The 17,918-nt window shown below is 63.1% G+C and carries 12 protein-coding genes, 1 tRNA gene and 1 pseudogene; 7 read left to right on the top strand and 7 right to left on the bottom strand.

Annotation, left to right across the window (positions count from 1 at the left end; all coding sequences use genetic code 11):
• Window positions 1-258 precede the first annotated feature (258 nt).
• The gene (locus DDQ68_RS02535) at window positions 259-1,929 is read left to right on the top strand and encodes an amidohydrolase (protein WP_109654532.1); all 1,671 of its coding nucleotides are present in this window, start codon (window positions 259-261) and stop codon (window positions 1,927-1,929) included.
• A 109-nt stretch (window positions 1,930-2,038) separates the two neighbouring features.
• Window positions 2,039-2,347, top strand: coding sequence for a hypothetical protein (locus DDQ68_RS02530; RefSeq protein WP_109654530.1), 309 nt, complete (start codon window positions 2,039-2,041; stop codon window positions 2,345-2,347).
• Window positions 2,348-2,474: 127 nt separating this feature from the next.
• On the opposite strand, the gene DDQ68_RS02525 is transcribed toward DDQ68_RS02530, so the two are convergent.
• The 4 genes and pseudogenes from DDQ68_RS02525 to DDQ68_RS22425 all read right to left on the bottom strand — a co-directional run bounded on the left by DDQ68_RS02525 (window position 2,475) and on the right by DDQ68_RS22425 (window position 7,267).
• On the bottom strand, window positions 2,475-2,993 hold the full coding sequence (locus DDQ68_RS02525; protein WP_109654528.1) for a DinB family protein: 519 nt from the start codon (window positions 2,991-2,993) through the stop codon (window positions 2,475-2,477).
• 82 nt (window positions 2,994-3,075) lie between these two features.
• A complete protein-coding gene (locus DDQ68_RS02520; protein ID WP_109654527.1) occupies window positions 3,076-4,521 on the bottom strand; it encodes an MFS transporter in 1,446 nt (481 codons plus the stop codon).
• 99 nt (window positions 4,522-4,620) lie between these two features.
• Window positions 4,621-5,877 (bottom strand): annotated as a pseudogene (locus tag DDQ68_RS02515) (DUF2254 domain-containing protein).
• Window positions 5,878-6,865: 988 nt separating this feature from the next.
• A complete protein-coding gene (locus DDQ68_RS22425; protein WP_162549753.1) occupies window positions 6,866-7,267 on the bottom strand; it encodes a hypothetical protein in 402 nt (133 codons plus the stop codon).
• 1,070 nt (window positions 7,268-8,337) lie between these two features.
• Between DDQ68_RS22425 and DDQ68_RS02510 the strand changes: the two genes are divergently transcribed.
• Window positions 8,338-9,096, top strand: coding sequence for a hypothetical protein (locus DDQ68_RS02510; protein ID WP_109654525.1), 759 nt, complete (start codon window positions 8,338-8,340; stop codon window positions 9,094-9,096).
• 226 nt (window positions 9,097-9,322) lie between these two features.
• On the opposite strand, the gene DDQ68_RS02505 is transcribed toward DDQ68_RS02510, so the two are convergent.
• A tRNA-Ser gene (locus tag DDQ68_RS02505) sits at window positions 9,323-9,410 on the bottom strand.
• A gap of 127 nt (window positions 9,411-9,537) precedes the next feature.
• Window positions 9,538-10,635, bottom strand: a complete 1,098-nt coding sequence (locus DDQ68_RS02500; RefSeq protein ID WP_109654523.1) for an asparaginase — start codon at window positions 10,633-10,635, stop codon at window positions 9,538-9,540.
• A 159-nt stretch (window positions 10,636-10,794) separates the two neighbouring features.
• Here DDQ68_RS02500 and DDQ68_RS02495 point away from each other — a divergent pair, with 159 nt between their 5' ends.
• On the top strand, window positions 10,795-12,312 hold the full coding sequence (locus DDQ68_RS02495; RefSeq protein WP_109654521.1) for a malate:quinone oxidoreductase: 1,518 nt from the start codon (window positions 10,795-10,797) through the stop codon (window positions 12,310-12,312).
• Between the two features lie 179 nt (window positions 12,313-12,491).
• Here the strand turns inward: DDQ68_RS02495 and DDQ68_RS02490 are convergent, their stop codons facing one another.
• Entirely contained in the window at window positions 12,492-13,067 is a 576-nt protein-coding gene (locus tag DDQ68_RS02490; protein WP_109654519.1) for a DUF3109 family protein, read from the bottom strand.
• Between the two features lie 95 nt (window positions 13,068-13,162).
• Between DDQ68_RS02490 and DDQ68_RS02485 the strand changes: the two genes are divergently transcribed.
• The 3 genes from DDQ68_RS02485 to murA all read left to right on the top strand — a co-directional run bounded on the left by DDQ68_RS02485 (window position 13,163) and on the right by murA (window position 17,869).
• Window positions 13,163-15,418, top strand: a complete 2,256-nt coding sequence (locus DDQ68_RS02485; protein ID WP_109654517.1) for an ATP-dependent helicase — start codon at window positions 13,163-13,165, stop codon at window positions 15,416-15,418.
• 199 nt (window positions 15,419-15,617) lie between these two features.
• Window positions 15,618-16,376 carry a DUF4290 domain-containing protein gene (locus DDQ68_RS02480; protein ID WP_109654514.1) on the top strand — a complete coding sequence of 253 codons (759 nt, stop codon included), beginning with the start codon at window positions 15,618-15,620 and terminating at the stop codon, window positions 16,374-16,376.
• Window positions 16,377-16,564: 188 nt separating this feature from the next.
• The gene (gene murA, locus DDQ68_RS02475; RefSeq protein ID WP_109654512.1) at window positions 16,565-17,869 is read left to right on the top strand and encodes a UDP-N-acetylglucosamine 1-carboxyvinyltransferase; all 1,305 of its coding nucleotides are present in this window, start codon (window positions 16,565-16,567) and stop codon (window positions 17,867-17,869) included.
• Window positions 17,870-17,918 lie beyond the last annotated feature (49 nt).

Raw genomic sequence — 17,918 nt, 5'->3', positions numbered from 1 at the left:
AGCATCGCAGCCGGGGCAGTAATTCAATCCAAGGGATTTACTGGTGCGGGAGCGATGCTCCGTTGCGCAGATGCCAGATGGGCAGGATGTGCTTATTATTGCTTGACTAGCGCAGTTTTCAAGTCCGTGTACTTGGTGCGGTAGAACGGAGTGGCACTCCGTTCTACATGCGAACGCCAAACTAAGTACCACTCCGTTCTACCGCACCAGGTACACCAACTTGGAAGCTATTCCAGGTTCTCATTTAACCGCCTACAGATGGTATCTTTTACTAGGTTTTGGGGCCCCGGGCTGGCCGGGGCCCTGGTGGCCCTGGGGGCCCTAAACGGCTGCCAGCCGCGCCGCGAGGCCGTCGATTTGCTCGTGACCAACGCCACGGTATACACCGTCGATTCCACGTTCAGCAAGGCGCAGGCGTTTGCCGTGAAGGACGGCAAGTTTGTGGCCGTGGGCACGGCGGCCGATTTGCAGGGCCGCTACCAGGCTGCCCAAACGGTGGACGCCGGCGGACAATTCATCTACCCCGGCTTCTACGACGCGCACTGCCACTTCTACCGCTACGCCCTGGGGCTGCAAGCGGCCGATTTGGTGGGAGCCACGTCGTGGGCCGAAACGGTGGGCCGCCTCGCGCGGCACCGCCAGCAGCAGCCCAATGCGGCCTGGCTCACGGGCCGCGGCTGGGACCAGAACGACTGGCCCGGCCAGCGCTTCCCCACCAAAGACACGTTGGACCAGCTGTTTCCGAACGTGCCGGTGCTCATCGCCCGCGTGGACGGGCACGCCGCGGTGGCCAACCAAAAGGCGCTGGACCTGGCCGGCATTACGGCCGCCACGCCCATCAGCGGCGGCGTAATTGGGCGCGACGCCCGGGGCCGCCTCACCGGCCTGCTCGTGGACAATGCCGTGCAATTAGTGGCGGCCAAAATCCCCGAGCCCAGCCCGGCCGAGGCGGCGCGCTTGCTACTGCAAGGCCAGCAAAAATGCCTGGCCGTGGGCCTCACCAGCCTCGCCGACGCGGGCCTCGACAAGGCCAACATCGACCAGCTGGCGGCGCTGCAACGGGCCGGCCAGCTGCACCTGCGCCTCTACGCCATGCTCAACCCCACGCCCGCCAACAAGGCGTACTACTTACCGCGGGGGCCCTATTTCAGCGACGATCTGACCATCAGTTCCTTTAAGGTGTACGCCGACGGGGCCCTGGGCTCGCGCGGGGCGGCGCTGCTGGCGCCCTACACCGACCGGCCGAAGGAAACCGGCTTCCTGCTCCAAAACCCCGACTACTACCGGAACCTGGCCAAGGAGCTGGCAGCCACCAAGTTTCAGATGAACACCCACGCCATCGGCGACTCCTCGAACCGGCTACTACTGGACATTTACGGGGCGGCGCTACACGGCCAGCCCGACCGGCGCTGGCGCATCGAGCACGCGCAGGTGGTGAGCCCAACCGATGTGGCCAAGTTTGGGCAGTACCACATCGTGCCGTCGGTGCAGCCCACCCACGCCACCTCTGATATGTACTGGGCCGGCGAGCGGCTGGGGGCCCGGCGCCTGAAAACCGCCTACGCCTACCAGGCGCTGCGGAAGCAGTACGGCCAGGTGGCGCTGGGCTCTGACTTCCCAGTGGAGGACATCAACCCGCTCTATGGCTTCCACGCCGCCGTGGCGCGGCAGGATGCCAAGAATTTCCCCACCGGCGGCTTTCAGATGGAAAACGCCCTGAGCCGCCCCGACGCCCTGCGCGGCATGACCACCTGGGCCGCCCACGCCGGCTTCGAGGAAAAGCGCAAGGGCCAGATCAAGCCGGGGATGCTGGCCGATTTCGTGGTGCTGAAAACCGACCTCCTGAGGGCCCCCAACGAGCAGCTGCACGACACCAAGGTGCAGCAAACCTGGATTGGGGGCAAGCAGGTTTTCGCCATTAAAAACTGAGCAATAAAAAGCGAGAAAGGGCCGCGCCGCCGCCCGGAGCGCAGCGCGGCCCCCTAGCTACTGCCGCGAAAGGCGCGACCTGCTCTTGCTTAGAACAGTTTTCAGGTCCGTGTACAGCCTGGTTGCTACCGGTCAGCCGGCTTTTTCAGCCGACCGACCGATTATCGTCAGGGAAAACAAACGGCGGCGGGTCAACCCCAGCACCGGCCCGGCAGCCCTCACGTTCAACGCCGCCGCCACGGCCATTACGGGCACGGTTACCAACGCGCTGGGCACCCAGGTGCTCCGCTTCGACCAAGCGGTAGGCACCGGTTACCAGATGCTTGCCGTTGATTTGAACGCGCAGCCGACCGGGGTGTGCTTTATCCGCGTGCAAACGCTGCAGGGCCTCCAGACCCTGCACGTGGCCAAGCAGTAAGCCCCTGGCTAGCCGCACGCACAACGTACAACACCGCAAATGCCCCGGGGTGGGGAAGTGGCCGCCAGGAATACTGGCGGCCACTTCCCCACCCCGGGGCATTTGCGGGCTTGCGCACCAACGGCAGCTAAAAACTGCCCGGCTCGTCGGCGCTGGGGCCGTACACGCCGGGCACCGGAATATCGAGCAGGCGCAGGTACACCGTGAGCTGGCCGCGGTGGTGGATGCTGTGGTTGAGCCCCATGATGCGCAGGGCGGCGCCCTTGGGGCGATTCATGAGCACCTGGTCGCCGCGGCGCAGCTGGAAATTCTGGCCCAACTTTTCGTCGCTCGAATCGTGCAGGGCTTGGCGGAGGCTGGCGCTGTACTGGTCGAAGCGGGCCAGCAGCTCGGCGCTGGTGGTGGGCGTGGGGCCCGGCTTGGGCGCGTTGGCATCGAGGAAGTCGCGCTCGTCCTTTTCCACAAACAGCTGCTTGAAAGCCAGCAGGTTGACAATATGCGCGGCCAGCTGCCCCAGCTTCATCGACTTGGGGTGGGGCTGGTAGTCGAGCTGGTCTTCGGGCACGCGCTCAAGCACTTTGCGGATAACGGCCAGCTCGTGGTCGAGCTCGGCGAGGATGTTTTGTTGGATGGAGGCGGTGTGCATGAGGGGAGTTGGGACGAAAAAATGGAGGCGAGGCAAGGCGCTGGCATGGGCCCTACCGGACCCGAACGGCGCCGACTGCCGGTTACTTCAACGTGCTGGGCGTGCTGGCGATGGAAGAGGCGGCTGGTGGGCCCGGAAACGTGGCCGGACTGGTGGCGGGCGTATCGCGCAGCTTCTTGCCACGCAGCGTCAGCAGAAAGCCTAAGCCTAAGATAAAGAACACGATGAGCGACAGAATACTGTTGCGCATCGAGCCCGTGATTTGGCCGATGAGGCCGAACGAGAGCGTGCCGATGACGATGCCCAGCTTTTCTACCACGTCGAAAAAGCTGAAATAAGCGGCCGCGTTGGGCGTGTTTTCGGGGATTATTTTGGAATACGTGCTGCGCGAGAGGCTTTGCACCGCGCCCATGGTGAGGCCGATGACGGCGGCCAGGGCGAAGAAGCTCCACCCCTTCTGCACGAAATAGCCGGCCACGCAAATCAGCATCCAGATGAATACGGCCCAGCTCAGGGCCCGCGTGTTGCCGATGCGCTCCGAGAGCTTGGCAAACAGCCAGGCCCCCAGGATACCCACAATTTGCAGCAGCAAAATGGTGACGATCAGCGAAGTGCTGTCGAGCTGCAGTACCTTATCGCCGAAGATGGTAGCCACGTACATCACCGTTTGCACGCCCATATTATAGGTGAAGTAGGCCAGCAGGAAGCGCTTGAGGTTGGGCTGCTGCTTGAGCTGGTCCCACACCTTACCCAGCTCGCGGAAGCCGTTGAGCAGCCAGCCATCCTTGGAAACCGGCGCGTCGGCGGGGCGGCCCAGGTCGGGCGGCAGCGTGAAAAACGGAATCTGGGCAAAGCCCACCCACCACAGCCCGGTGAGCAAAAAGCTGAGCCGCGTGGCTTGGCCCACGCTCATGCCAAACAACGCCACGCCCTTCGGCCCGCCCATAATTTCGGGGCCCTGGATGATGGCCAGGCAGATAACCAGCAGCAGCACCGAGCCGATATAGCCCATCGAAAAGCCCCGCGCCGAGAGCGAGTCGAACTTCTCCTCGGAGCTGATTTCGGGCAGGTACGAGTTGTAGAACACGATGCTGCCGCTGAAGCCCACCGTGGCCGCAATGAAAATAAACGTGCTCAGCGTGAGGTTGTCTTTGGTGAAAAAGTACAGCCCGGCACAGCTCAGGGCCCCCAGGTAGCAGAAAATTTGCAGGAACAGCTTTTTACGACCCGAGTAGTCGGCCAGCGACGTAAGGAACGGGCTAATTAGCGCGATAAGCAGGAACGAAAACGATACCGCATAAATTATAAGGGACGAGCCTGGTACTTTAAATCCCAGGAAATCAACTACATCCTTAGGGTTGATAGCTTTGGTAATACTGCCCCAGTAAATAGGGAATATCGAGCTGGTGATAACGAGCGGGTACACTGAGTTGGCCCAGTCGTAGAAGGTCCAGCCGTTGGTAATGCGCTTGTTGTCTTTTTCGACGGTGCCGGGGGCGGGAACCGGTAGCGTAGCAGGTGCAGCCATGAAACGAAGGCGCGGAAAGTGGCGCGCTTCCGGCTAAGGTAAGGCGCTGGCAGCGCTTGCTAAGCGGGCATAGCCAAACCGTAATCGCTGCCGGTTGGCTCAGGCCCAGGCCGGGCGCAGCTCGTCGTAGAGGGCCTGCACCTCGGCCTGCTCGTAGTCGGTAGGCAGGCTGGCCTCGGCGCAGGCCATCACCAGCGCTACCTGCTCGCGCAGGGCCTGGCGGCGGTGGGGGGCTTCGGCCTGGCCAGCGGCCAGGGCGCGCAGCAGGCGGCGCAGCACGGCGGGGTTGCCCTTGGCATTTTCGCGTACCAGGTCGAAGGCCAGCTGTAGGTAATCGACAAAAAAGTAGATGCGCACCAGCACGCGCAGGTGCTGGCCATCAGAGCGCAGCGCGTCGGGGAAGGTACGGTGGGCCACCCGCCCCACCAGCTCGCCCAGGCAGTCGATGGCCATAATGACGGTAGTGGTGTCGTTCACGGCCGGCGAAAGGGCCTTGAGGATAATATCCACCAATTGCTGCAGGCTGAAGGCTACGTCCTGCTCGGGATTGCGGTGGCGGCCCAGGCTCACGTAGCCCAGCAGGTCGGCGGGCCAGTCGGCGGCGGGGGTAGCGGCCCGCTCCATGCCGGCCCACACGCTGAACAGACGCTGCCCGTTGCCCACAAAATCGCCGATGTGCACATCGAGCCGCACCACCGTGCGGTGGCGGGCAGTCCAGGCCAGCAGGCCCTGGTCATCAATTTGTTGCAGGTAGCCGGCCTCCGTCGAATGCACCGGAAACCAGCCATCCGGCACGGCGGCGAGGGCTTCGGCGGCGGCCCGTGCCGTAGGCTGCAGCTCCTACCCAAAGCGGTGCGGAAACAGCTACCCAGTCTGCGCCTCGGTTTCGGTCACAATCTGCTGCACCAGGGTGCCCGTTTGCAGGGATTCGGCCACGTGGTGCATGAAAAACAGCAGCGCCCCCACCCCGCCCAGCGCCAGCAGCAGCCCCGCCAGCACGGCCGTGGTGGGTACAAACTGGCCGTCGTGGCTGACCCGGATGGTGCCCTGCACTACCAGGCAGTAGGTAAACACGCTCACGAAGTAGCCCATCACGAACTGGTTGACCAGGTCGCGTATGAAATTGCGCAGCGCCCGCGGCGAGTACTGGTTGCTGACCTGCGCAATGGCGGCCAGCAGCAGCGAAAACGTGAGCGCCGCCACCGTCAGCATCGAGCCCGCAATGGCCGTGAGCATGCCATTGGCCCCGCCAGCATCAATGCCGAAAAGCAGCGGCAGCCGCCGCGTACCGGTGGCGCTGGCGTGCTGGTCGAGCTGCACCAGCCCGAAGGCCAGCCCCAGCGCGGCCAGCACCATCAGCAACGGCACAAACCACAAGGACTCGCGCAGCTGCTACCAGATTTGGCGAAGGCGAAAAGGCATATCGGGCGGAGTTTAGTGGGTGGGCAGGTGCGGAAAGTTAGCCCGCACCATGCCGGCATATTCGGCCGGGTCGAGGACGGCGGCGTAGCAGGCGGCATGGTGGCGCTAGCCGTGCGCGTTGTGCGAACAGCTACAGCGGGGCCGGTAGCCGAATCTGCGCCGGTACGCAACACGGCAGGAAGAAAGGATTGCGCTTACGCAAAATGCAGCGGCAAACCCTCGAACCAGCTGCGGGCCGAAATGCACAGCAGCCGGCTGCTAAGCGGACCGAGGCTAAAATTCGCCGGGGCCGTCCCAAAGCAATAGCCGCTCGTAGGGTGGCAAGCAGGTGTCACACGTCGCGGATTGCAACCGTGTTCAGCTCGGTCTGGAACGCGGCTGCCGAAGCCCACGTACCCAAACAGGCTGGTTTTGTTCTGCTTCAGGGCCCCCTAGCGCAGGTCAGGGGCCCCTGGCGTAGTGCACCGGGGCGATAGAGCGGTTCTCAGGTCAGTGTACCGCCTGGTTACTGCCGATCCGCCGGCTTTTTCAGCCGGCCGACCGATTCTCGTCAGGGAAAACAAACGGCGGCGGGGCAACCAGTCGGCCGGCTGAAAAAGCCGGCGGACCGAATCGTACACGGACCTGAAAACTATGATAAGTAGTCGCGCAAAAGTAACCGTAGCAAAAAAGGCGGTCATGCTGAGCGCAGTCGAAGCATCTCTACCGCAATAGTAATTATTTACTTACGAGATAGAGATGCTTCGACTGCGCTCAGCCTGACGTTCAATTCAATACGCTTACTTATGCGTAAGTACTTAAACATGTACTTGTAGGCCCCGTCCTCACACGTACAACGTGGGCGTGTGCCGCGTTGTACGTGTGAGGACGGGGCCTCGGCGGGGGCCGTGCGGAAGGTGGCAATCTGCTTGCTTAGCACCAGTTACCCGGCGCTGGGGCCCGGCGCCGCCACGGCGTTGGCCAGCGGGCAGGCCTGCGCTGGCCAGGCGGCAGCCCGGGCACAGAGTGGCTGATGCCGGGCACGCGCACCCAGCCCTCGTAGACAATGCGGCGCGGAGGCCAACGAGCAGCGCGGCGGCAGGGTCATATTTAGGCAGCTTGCCCGCCGGGGTGAGGGAGCGGGAGCCAGCACGCTCGACCACCACCCACCGGGCGAAAGGCGGCCCACCCCACGGCCGCCGCCGGGCTGGGCAGGTACGCCAGTGGTGTTGGTTGCGCTGCGGTACAGCGGGGCCCGAGCCAGCCCGATGCAGTGGGCCACGGGCGGGTCGGGCGCCGGCAGCTTTTGGGCGGCGGCCAGCAGCAGCAGCAAACAGAACCGCAAGGCAACTTTCTTCGATGGGGCAACGCGTAGGGAATAAGGCACTGTTGGCAGCAAAACAGCTTTTTCGTTCGCCCTGCGCAGTTGGCACCCAAACCTCGGGGCCCCAAAAGCAGCGGCACGGCTCCCAACCAAAAGCCCCCTTCCCAAGCAGGCAGCGGGCCCTTCCGTGCAAACGCAGCCAGCAACCGCTTGCTGGCAGGCGGCTACTGGCCCGGCTTCCTTATAGTATGGGCCGGGTGCACCTACGCGCCCAGGTGCGCTGGCAACCACGCAATGGCAGTGCCTTCGTTGCCAGAAAAATTCAGTGCGTGTACCTGGCCTTCGCAGGCTTCGGGCGGGGCCTGTAGGATGGCCGCCCAGGGCCGATTTATTCTGCGCGGCGGGGCCCCTCCGCCCCTTCCCACCCGGGCAATGCAGGGCCCCGCCTCCCGCGCCCGGGGCCGCCAGGCAGGAGCGCCACACGCCTCGATTCTAGCAAATCTTTTGCAAGTACAATTTGCATAATATCATGTTTAGAAAATGATTGAAAAATGAATTATTGATCTATATTTGCTCAATATCAATCTTTATTAATTAAATGAATTTATCATAAATAGTATTAAAATTAGATAAATAATTCGTTTTGTTATATGATATATCACTCCGTTACAACCCCGCAAACTGCCTCGCACCGCAGCGGCAAGACCTCCCCCACACGAAGCAACCACCAATACCATGCGCTGGGCGGGGGCCCCGCGGATGCCCTCTCCCTTCAGGCCCCAACCAGCAGCGCGGGTAGCGCCGGCCCGCAACGGGCAGCGGCGCAGACCCCGCCGCAGCGCGGCGCCGGCGGGGCCCCGGGGCGGGGACTGCACCGCCTTCGTGGCCAGTTCCAACGGCTGGCAGCTGGCAACCCTGCGGCTCGGTTCCTGGCGGGGCCAGTGAAGCGCCTGATGGCCGCCGCTTGCTGCTTATTGCTGGCTACTGGTGGGACAGCCAGCGCTCAGTCCTACACGTACACCGTCAACAGCGACAACAACCACCCAACAGGTGACCTAACCCTAAACGCGGGGGAATCGCTCTACATTCCCATGCGAGTGGTTTACACCGGCCACGTGACGTTCGTCGGCACGGGCCAAACAATTGTAAACGACTGGATTTGGATTGCTGCCACCGTGGCCCTGCCGGCGCAAGCCACGCTCACCAACCACTACATGCTCTCGCTGGAGCGGCTGACGCTAGCGGACGGCGCCACGTTGCACAACGTGCACCAGTGCACCACCACGGCGCTGGCACTGGACGCGGGGGCCACCGTGCAGAACGACACGGACGCGTGGATGCAGGTGTACACCGCAGCGTTTACCAACGACGGCCTGATCCGGAACTGCGGCACGTTCCTGGCGCAGGACTGGGCCGCCAGCGGGCGCGTGGTGGGATGCACCCCGTTGCCCGTGAAGCTGATCAGCTTCACGGCCGAGCCGGCGGCGGGCGCCGTGGCGCTGCGCTGGCGCACGGCCCAGGAGGTGAACGCTGCCCGCTACGAAGTGGAGCGCAGCACCGATGGGCTGCTCTTCGCTACGCTCAGCCAGCAGCCCGCCCGGGGCGCCGGGGCCTACGCGGCCAGCGACCAGGCCCGGCCAGGGCCCCAGTACTACCGCCTGCGCCTCGTGGATGCGGACGCCAGCTTCAGCTACTCGCCGGTGGCGGTGGTGAACGGGGCCGCGCTGATAGGCCGTGTCTGGTATAACGAGATAGGCCAGCGGCTGGGGGCCCCGCAAGCGGGCTTCTTAATCGAGGTGAGCACCTACGCCAACGGAGCCGTGGAAAGCCGCAAGTATTTGCAGCAATAAAACGCTGACTTAGTTTTTTAGCTCCTGGAACGATTGTAGAGACGCATCCTTGCGTCTGAGGATTGAACGATGTTCAGCGCGCCGTTCAAGCCTGAGACGCAAGAATGCACCATTATATAATGCTAATGTTAATGCAAACAGGTTCTTGGCATTTATGACACAGACGCATTTTCATCCTCTAGGAAAACAAAAAACCCCGCTTGCAAGCTGCAAGCGGGGTTTTGCGTAGAGGGGATGGGATTCGAACCCACGATGAGCTTTTGGCCCATACACACTTTCCAGGCGTGCTCCTTCGACCACTCGGACACCCCTCTAGGATGGCAGTCGTCTGAGGCAAAGGTACGGGCCCCCGGCTGGCCCGGCAAGCCTTTGGAGCCCCGGCGTTGTTTTCGGGCCGCAGGCGATGCCCATTTGCCGAGCCCACTGGGGCCCCGGCGGCACTTAGGGCGTAATCTCGCCCCGCAGGTCCTGGCCCAGCAGCTGGCGGGTGCGGGCGTTGTCGAGGCCCAGGCCGAGCACGAACATGAGCTTGGTAACGGCAGCTTCGGTGGTAATGTCGTCGCCGCCCACCACGCCCAAGCTGGCCAGGGCGGCGCTGGTTTCGTACTTGCCCTGCACCACGCGGCCCTCCACGCACTGGCTCACGTTGAGCAGCCACACGCCACGGGCCAGGGCCCCGCGCAAGCTGGCCGTGAACCACGCCGTAGTGGGCGCGTTGCCCGAGCCGTAGGTTTCGAGCACGCAGCCGCGCAGGCCGGGCACGCTCAGCACGGCGTCGACCACGGCCGCCGTGATGCCCGGAAACAAGCGCAGCACGGCCACCCGGGTTTCGAGGTGCTGGTGCACGCGCAGGCGGGCGGCGGGCAGCAGCCGGATGCTATTATCGCTGAACTCCAGCCCGATGCCGGCGCGGGCCAGCGGCGGATAGTTCTCGCTTTTGAAGGCCGCAAACTGCTGGCTCTCCACTTTTTTGGCCCGCGTGCCGCGAATCAGCACATCGTTAAAAAATACGCCCACCTCGGGCACCCGCATGGTGTTGGCGCGGGGGTGGCGGGCGGCGGCAATTTCCAGGGCCGTCACGAGGTTGCGCTGGGCATCGGAGCGGCTGGCGCCCACCGGCAACTGGGCCCCAGTGAACACCACGGGCTTGCCCAGATTTTCCAGCAAGTAGCTCAGGGCCGCCGCCGAGTAGGCCATGGTATCGGTGCCGTGCAGCACCACAAACCCATCAAAATCAGCGTAGTGCTCGCCAATGAGCCGGGCCAGAAACAGCCAGTCGGCGGGGGTCACGTTGCTGCTGTCGATGAGCTCGGGCAGGCTCAGCAGCGACACCCGCAGGGGCAGGCGGGCCAGCTCGGGCATCTGGCGGTCGAGGTGGCGCAGCTCCATGGGGGCCAGCTCGCCGGCGGCGTTCACGGCCATGCCCACGGTGCCGCCGGTATAAATCAGCAGCACGCGCGGGGCGGTGGCGTCGGCGGGGTCGGCCTGGGTGGGCACGGGCACCAAGGGCAGATCGGCGGGGGCGGGGGTCGTCGTCATATCGGGGCCGAAAGGTAGGGCCAGGCGGATTTAGGGCGGGGCGGGGCCGTAATTTTGCCCCGCAACGGCCCTGCCCGCACGGGGCCCGTATTAGGCCATTGGCCGCGCCCGCACGCGGGCCCCTACTTTTTGCTTTCCCCATCCTTGGTTTTTGCTGCTATGGCTTCCGAACTTGCTGCCCCCTCCCCTCCTAAAGTCCTGACCGACGTCGCGCTCATCGGCGCGGGTATTATGAGCGCCACGCTGGGCACGCTGCTCAAACAGCTCCAGCCCAACCTCACCATCGAAATCATCGAGCGCCTCGACGAGGTGGCCGCCGAAAGCTCCGACGCTTGGAACAACGCCGGCACCGGCCACTCGGCCTTCTGCGAGCTCAACTACACCCCCGAGCGCCCCGATGGCTCCATCGACATTTCCAAGGCCGACAAAATCGCCGAGCAGTTCGAGCTGAGTAAGCAGTTCTGGGCCTCGCTAGTCGAGAACGGCACCCTGCCCGATCCCGATTCCTTTATCCACGCCATTCCGCACATGAGCTTCGTGTGGGGCACGGCCAACGTGGAGTACCTGCGCAAGCGCCACGCCGCGCTGCTGCACTCGCCCCTGTTCCAGGGCATGGAGTTCAGCGCCGATCCCAATGAGATTACCAAGTGGATTCCGCTGGTAATGGACGGCCGCGACCGGGCCCAGCCCGTGGCTGCCACCCGCATGGCCATCGGCACCGACGTTAACTTCGGGGCCCTCACCCGCACACTGTTCCAGCACTTACAGGGCCTGCCGGGCGTGAAGTTCACCCTGGGCCAGGAGGTGAGCGGCATCAAGCGCCGCGACGATGGGCAGACCTGGAGCTTGAAAGTCAGGGATTTAAAAGCCGGCACTAAGCGCAACGTGCGGGCCCGGTTCGTATTCATCGGGGCCGGCGGGGGCTCGCTGCCGCTACTCGAAAAATCGGGCATTCCCGAGGCCGATGGCTTCGGCGGCTTCCCCGTCAGCGGCCAGTGGCTGAAGTGCCTGAACCCCGAAGTGGTGGCCCGCCACGACGCCAAGGTGTACGGCAAACCCGCCGTGGGCTCGCCGCCCATGAGCATGCCCCACCTTGACACCCGCCAGATCAACGGCCGGCAGGAGCTGCTGTTTGGGCCCTACGCCGGCTTCAGTACCAAGTTTTTGAAGAAGGGCTCGTACACCGATTTGTTCCGCTCGATTGAGCTGGGCAACATCCGGCCGCTGCTCTACGCCGGGGCCCGCAACCTGGGCCTCACCAAGTACCTCATCGGCCAGGTGCTGCTCACGCCCACCGAGCGCATCGCCGCCCTGCGCGAGTACTACCCCGAGGCCAACCCCGCCGACTGGCAGCTCGCGGTGGCCGGCCAGCGCGTGCAGGTCATCAAAAAGGACAAGGACAAAGGCGGTGTACTGGAGTTCGGCACCGAAGTCGTAACCGCCGCCGACGGCTCCATAGCTGCCCTGCTGGGGGCCTCGCCCGGGGCCAGCACCGCCGTGGCCATCATGCTCGACCTTGTGCAACGCTGCTTCCCCGAACAGGCCGCCACGCCCGAGTGGCAGGCCAAGTTCCACCAGCTCGTGCCCTCCTTCGGCCAGAAGCTGGCCGACAACCCGGCCCTGTGCGCCGCCGTGCGCCAGCGCAGCCAGGACGTGCTGCACCTGGTACCGGTGTAACCGGGGGCCCTAAAGTGCGGCCTCTGCCATAAAATCAAGGCCGTCATGCTGAGCGCAGCCGAAGCACCTCTATCGCGTAAGCAAATGATTACTGCTGCGGTAAAGATGCTTCGGCTGCGCTCAGCATGACGGCTTATAATTTCACGCTTCGGCGGGGCCCCATCGCTCGTTATTGCCCCTTACTTCGCCCCCAGCTGGCTCTCCACTTCCCTGTCCAGCTCGTTGTACCAGTCCTCGCCGTACTTGCGGATGAGGGGGTCTTTCAGGAACTGGTACACCCGCACGCCCAGGTTCGCGCCGAAGGCGCAGGCCGGCGAGCAGATGCTCCAGCGGTCGTAGTTCAGGGCCTCAAATTCCTCGTATTTCGTGATGCGAATCGGGTAGAGGTGGCAGCTGATGGGCTTTTTGAATGTGGTGGCACCGGCCAGGTAGGCTTCTTCGATGCCGCACTTCAGGATGCCTTTGCCGTCATAAAGCGCGTAAGCGCACTCCCGGTCGCCGATTGTGGTTGTGCTGTAGTCGTCCTCCCAATCCTTGATGTAGAGGCCCTGCTCGGCAATGGCCTGGCGGCCGGCCTCGGTGAGGAACGGCTTGATGTTTTCGTATTCCGTTTCCAGAATTTTTAGCTCGGCTTCCTCCAGGGGGGCCCCCAGGTCGCCTTCTACGCAGCAGGCGCCTTTGCAGGCCTCCAGGTTGCAGACGAAAAAGTTGTCGGCTAGGTCGTCGGAAATAACCGTTTGCTGAATAATTATCATACCGCAAAGATACCGCCCCGCGGCGCGGCCGGGTTGCGGCCCCCGGGCCCCGGGGTTACCTTTGTCAACACCGCCAAATCGGCGGTTCTCTACCGATGGCACTAGATTATCTTTCCCTGCTCAACCCCTCCCAGGCCGGCGCGGTGATGCAAACCGAGGGCCCCTGCATGATTATCGCCGGGGCGGGCTCGGGCAAAACCCGGGTGCTCACCTACCGCATCGCCCACCTGCTCGAACAGGGCGTGAGCCCGTTCAACATCCTGGCCCTCACCTTCACCAACAAGGCCGCCAAGGAGATGCGCGCCCGCGTGGAGAAGGTGGTGGGCCCCAACGCCCGCAGCCTGTGGATGGGCACCTTCCACTCGGTGTTCGCCAAAATCCTGCGCTCGGAGGCCGACAAAATCGGCTACCCGCGCAGCTTCACCATCTACGACACCCAGGATACCAAAACGCTTATCGGTCAGATTATCAAGGAGCTGGAGCTAGATGACAAGCTGTATAAGCCGGGCCTGGTGCTGGGCCGCATCTCGGCGGCTAAGAACAAGCTGATTTCGGTGAACCAGTACCTGGGCGACGCCGCCATCAAGGCCGACGACGAGGCAGCGCTGCGGCCCAAAATCGGGGTGCTCTACCAGCAGTACCAGCAGCGCTGCTTCAAGGCCGGCGCCATGGACTTCGACGATTTGCTCTTCAATACCAACGTGCTGTTCCGGGAGCACGCCGACGTGCTGAACAAGTACCAGAACATGTTCCGGTTCGTGATGGTGGACGAGTACCAGGACACCAACTACTCGCAGTACCTCATCACGCGCAAGCTGGCGGCCAAGGAGCGGAATATCTGCGTGGTGGGCGACGACGCGCAGAGCATTTACGCCTTCCGCGGGGCCGATATCACCAACATCCTCAACTTCGAGAAAGACTACCCCGAGCTGAAAGTGTTCAAGCTGGAGCAAAACTACCGCTCCACTAAGAACATCGTGTGGGCCGCCAACTCGGTCATCAAAAATAACCAGGCGCAGCTGCGCAAGGACGTGTTTTCGGAGAACGAGGAAGGCACGCTGATTGAAGTTATCAAAGCGGCTTCGGACAACGAAGAAGGCAAGCTGGTGGCTACCACCATCTTCGAGGACAAGATGAACGGGCACTTGTCGTACGACAACTTCGCCATCCTCTACCGCACCAATGCCCAGAGCCGGGCCATGGAAGAGGCCCTGCGCAAGCTCAACATCCGCTACAAAATTGTGGGGGGCCTGAGTTTTTACCAACGCAAGGAAATCAAAGACTTGGTGGCCTACCTGCGCCTCACGGTGAATCAGAACGACGAGCAGGCCCTGCGGCGCGTCATCAACTACCCCAAGCGCGGCATCGGGGACACCACCATCAGCAAGCTCGTGGCCACGGCCGAGGCGGCCAACCACAGCCTCTGGGAAGTAGTGAGCAACGCCGACCAGTTCGTGGCCGCCCGCATCTCGAACCCGGTCGTCACCTTCGCCGAAAACATCAAGGCCTACACCGCGTTAGCGGCCCGCGAGGATGCGTTTGAATCCGCCAAGTTCATCGCCAAAAACTCGGGGATGATCGAGGAACTGTACGCCGATAAGAGTATCGAGGGCCTCTCGCGCTACGAGAATATCCAGGAATTGCTCAACGGCATCAAGGAATACGTGGACGATCCCGAGCGCGAGGACAAGTCGCTGGGGGCCTTTTTGCAGGACATTGCGCTGGTGACGGACTCCGACCTGAAGGACGCGGCGCAGGAAGGCGAGGCCGTGACGCTGATGACCATTCACTCGGCCAAGGGCCTGGAATTCCGCAACGTGTTCATCGTGGGCATGGAGGAAAACCTGTTTCCGAGCCAGATGATGATCAGCTCGCGGGCCGATCTGGAGGAGGAGCGGCGGCTGTTTTACGTGGCCATCACCCGAGCTGAGAAGAAGCTGACGCTGAGCTACGCCACCTCGCGCTACCAGTGGGGCAACCTGCGTAACGCCGAGAAGAGCCGCTTCCTGGATGAAATTGACCCGGCCTTCGTGCACTTCAAATTCGCAGCCGGCGGCCCCCCCAGCGCGGGCGAGCAGCCGTTCCAGCACGTATTCGAGCGCCGTTCGAACCTGGTGCCGGTGCTGCCGCGCAAAGTGGCGGCCACCAAGTACGTGGCCCCGGCCGACTTCGCCCCTTCCGATACCAAAAACCTGGTGGCCGGCCAGCGCGTGGAGCACCCCAAATTCGGCTTCGGCACGGTGCGCCTGCTGGAAAAAGAGCCCACCGGCGCCAAGGCTACCATCGACTTCGAGGAAGTGGGCGAAAAGGTGCTGCTGCTGAGCTTCGCCAAGCTGCGCATCCACCTTTAGCATCCGTATGTAAAACGGAGTGGCACTCCGTTGCCGTCAGCACGGGGCCCTAACCATCCCAGGGGCCCTTTCACCAGCGAATCTTACCCGAAATGGCGTGCCACTCAGTTCTACAAGGCCGGCGCTTACCTTTAGCCCGGCTAGGACCCCAGCGAGTTCTGCACCGCTGCCCGCCCCCACTTTCTGCTTCTCAGTTACTATGAACGAGTTTCAATCCCTGCCCTTCCACTTGCAGTTGCTGGTGCGCGAGTACGGGCAAAGCACATACCAGCTCATCCAGGGCCTGCGCCAGGTGGAGGACGTGGCCGAGCGCACCCGCCGCGCGGCCCAAATTGTGCAGCTCATCCTACGCCTCAAGCCCACGCTGCGCGACCAGCCCGACATCCAAACCCGCCTCTGGAGCCACCTCTCGGCTCTGCTGGGCGAGGAGATGGAGCTGGAGGCCCCTGTAGCCCTGCGCCCCGTGAGCCTGCGCGTGACGCGCCCCAAGCCCGTGCCCTACCCACGCCAGCCCCCGCGCCTGCGTGCTTACGGCCGCGCCATCGAGGCCCTGATTGCCAAGGCATTAACGCTGGAAAGCCCTGCTGATCGCGAGCAGGCCGCCATCCAGATTGGGCGTACAATGAAGTTTCTGTTTCGCCAGCACAACAAGGAAAACGCCAAGGACGCCACCATCATCCGCCACCTCAGCGAGCTATCGAACGGCCAGCTGAAGCTGGACCCGGCCCTCGTAGACCAAGAGGACCTGTTCGAGATGGGCCCCGGTGTAGCCCCCGGCACGGGCGGCAACGCCAGCGGCGGCAGCCGCGCGCCCTTCGCAGCGCAGGCCAACCAGCCGCGCCGCACACCCCCGCCCAGCGGCAACAGCTACGGCAACAACAGCTTCGGCAACGGCCCGAAACGAAACAAGAAAAGCGGCAAAAAGGGCCGCCAGGAGCCCCAGCAGCCACCACAATAGGTTTTTACCTAGCCGCTTCAAGGCCGTCATGCTCATCTGGCGTCCCGAAGGAAGCATCTCTCCCGCGTCAATAATCCGATAGATTGGGTTACTGGCGCGGGAGAGATGCTTCCTTCGGGACGCCAGATGAGCATGACGGCCTACTACCAATAAACTTCAACTACTTGTAAACTAATAGCTTAAATAAAATGGCAGCATTTGAAGTGCGCGGCGGCCTGCACCTCCGCGGCGAAATCACGCCCCAGGGTGCCAAAAACGAAGCCCTGCAAATCCTCTGCGCAGTGCTGCTCACCCCCGAGCCGGTCACCATCAGCAACATCCCCGACATCCGCGACGTCAACAAGCTCATCGAGCTGTTGCGCGACATGGGCGTGAAAGTGGGCAAGCTGGCCACTGATACGTACCGCTTCCAGGCCGAAGACGTGCACCTCGACTACCTCGACACGCCCGAATTTGTGCAGCAAGCCGGGGCCCTGCGCGGCTCTGTCATGATCCTGGGGCCCATGCTGGGGCGCTACGGCCGCTGCCAGCTGCCTAAGCCCGGCGGCGATAAAATCGGCCGCCGGCCGATGGATACGCACTTTCTAGGCCTCGAAAGGCTCGGCGGCCAGCTCACCCTGGAGGGCACCGATTTCTACCGCATCAAGGCCGACGGCAAGCTCAAGGGCACCCACATGCTGCTCGACGAAGCCTCTGTGACCGGCACGGCCAACATCGTGATGGCCGCCGTACTGGCCGAGGGCACCACCACCATCTACAACGCTGCCTGCGAGCCCTACTTGCAGCAGCTGTGCCGGATGCTGGTGCGCATGGGCGCTAATATCCAAGGCATTGGGTCCAACCTGCTCACCATTGAAGGCGTGGAAAGCCTGGGCGGCACCGAGCACCGCATGTTGCCCGACATGATCGAAATTGGCTCCTTCATCGGCCTTGCGGCCATGACGGGTTCTGAAATCACCATTAAGGACTGCCAGATTCCGGAGTTGGGCCTGATTCCGGACACGTTCCGCAAGCTGGGCATCCAGTTGGAGTTTCGCGGCGACGACATCTACGTTCCGGCCCAGCCGCACTACGAAATCAGCACCTACCTCGACGGCTCCATTCTCACCGTGAGCGACCACACCTGGCCGGGCTTCACTCCCGACCTGCTTAGCATTGTGCTGGTGGTAGCCTGCCAGGCCAAGGGCACGGTGCTCATCCACCAGAAAATGTTCGAGAGCCGCCTGTTTTTCGTCGACAAGCTCATCGACATGGGGGCCCAAGTTATCCTATGCGACCCGCACCGCGCCACCGTCATCGGCCTCGACCAGCGCACGCGCCTGCGCGGCATCACCATGACGTCGCCCGACATCCGGGCCGGGGTGGCCCTGCTCATCGCCGCGCTCAGCGCCGAGGGCAACAGCACCATCCTCAACGTGGAGCAAATTGACCGCGGCTACCAGTTCATCGACCAGCGCCTCAACGCGCTGGGTGCCGATATTCGGCGGGTTTAGGTCATTTAAGTACTCACGCACAAGTAAGCGTATTGAATTGAACGTCATG

The sequence above is a fragment of the Hymenobacter nivis genome (assembly GCF_003149515.1).
Taxonomy (GTDB): Bacteria; Bacteroidota; Bacteroidia; order Cytophagales; family Hymenobacteraceae; genus Hymenobacter; species Hymenobacter nivis.
The sequence above is the reverse complement of the archived record's forward strand: the minus strand, read 5'-3'. Positions and strand labels throughout refer to the sequence as shown.

Bases quoted from the DNA above. Each gene is read 5' to 3' on its own strand.
- DDQ68_RS02480 (WP_109654514.1), top strand. From the start codon at position 15,618: ATGAACGAGTTTCAATCCCTGCCCTTCCACTTGCAGTTGCTGGTGCGC.
- DDQ68_RS02510 (WP_109654525.1), top strand. From the start codon at position 8,338: ATGCGAGTGGTTTACACCGGCCACGTGACGTTCGTCGGCACGGGCCAA.
- DDQ68_RS02485 (WP_109654517.1), top strand. From the start codon at position 13,163: ATGGCACTAGATTATCTTTCCCTGCTCAACCCCTCCCAGGCCGGCGCG.
- DDQ68_RS02495 (WP_109654521.1), top strand. From the start codon at position 10,795: ATGGCTTCCGAACTTGCTGCCCCCTCCCCTCCTAAAGTCCTGACCGAC.
- DDQ68_RS02500 (WP_109654523.1), bottom strand. From the start codon at position 10,635: ATGACGACGACCCCCGCCCCCGCCGATCTGCCCTTGGTGCCCGTGCCC.
- DDQ68_RS02535 (WP_109654532.1), top strand. From the start codon at position 259: ATGGTATCTTTTACTAGGTTTTGGGGCCCCGGGCTGGCCGGGGCCCTG.
- DDQ68_RS02525 (WP_109654528.1), bottom strand. From the start codon at position 2,993: ATGCACACCGCCTCCATCCAACAAAACATCCTCGCCGAGCTCGACCAC.
- DDQ68_RS02490 (WP_109654519.1), bottom strand. From the start codon at position 13,067: ATGATAATTATTCAGCAAACGGTTATTTCCGACGACCTAGCCGACAAC.
- DDQ68_RS02520 (WP_109654527.1), bottom strand. From the start codon at position 4,521: ATGGCTGCACCTGCTACGCTACCGGTTCCCGCCCCCGGCACCGTCGAA.
- murA (WP_109654512.1), top strand. From the start codon at position 16,565: ATGGCAGCATTTGAAGTGCGCGGCGGCCTGCACCTCCGCGGCGAAATC.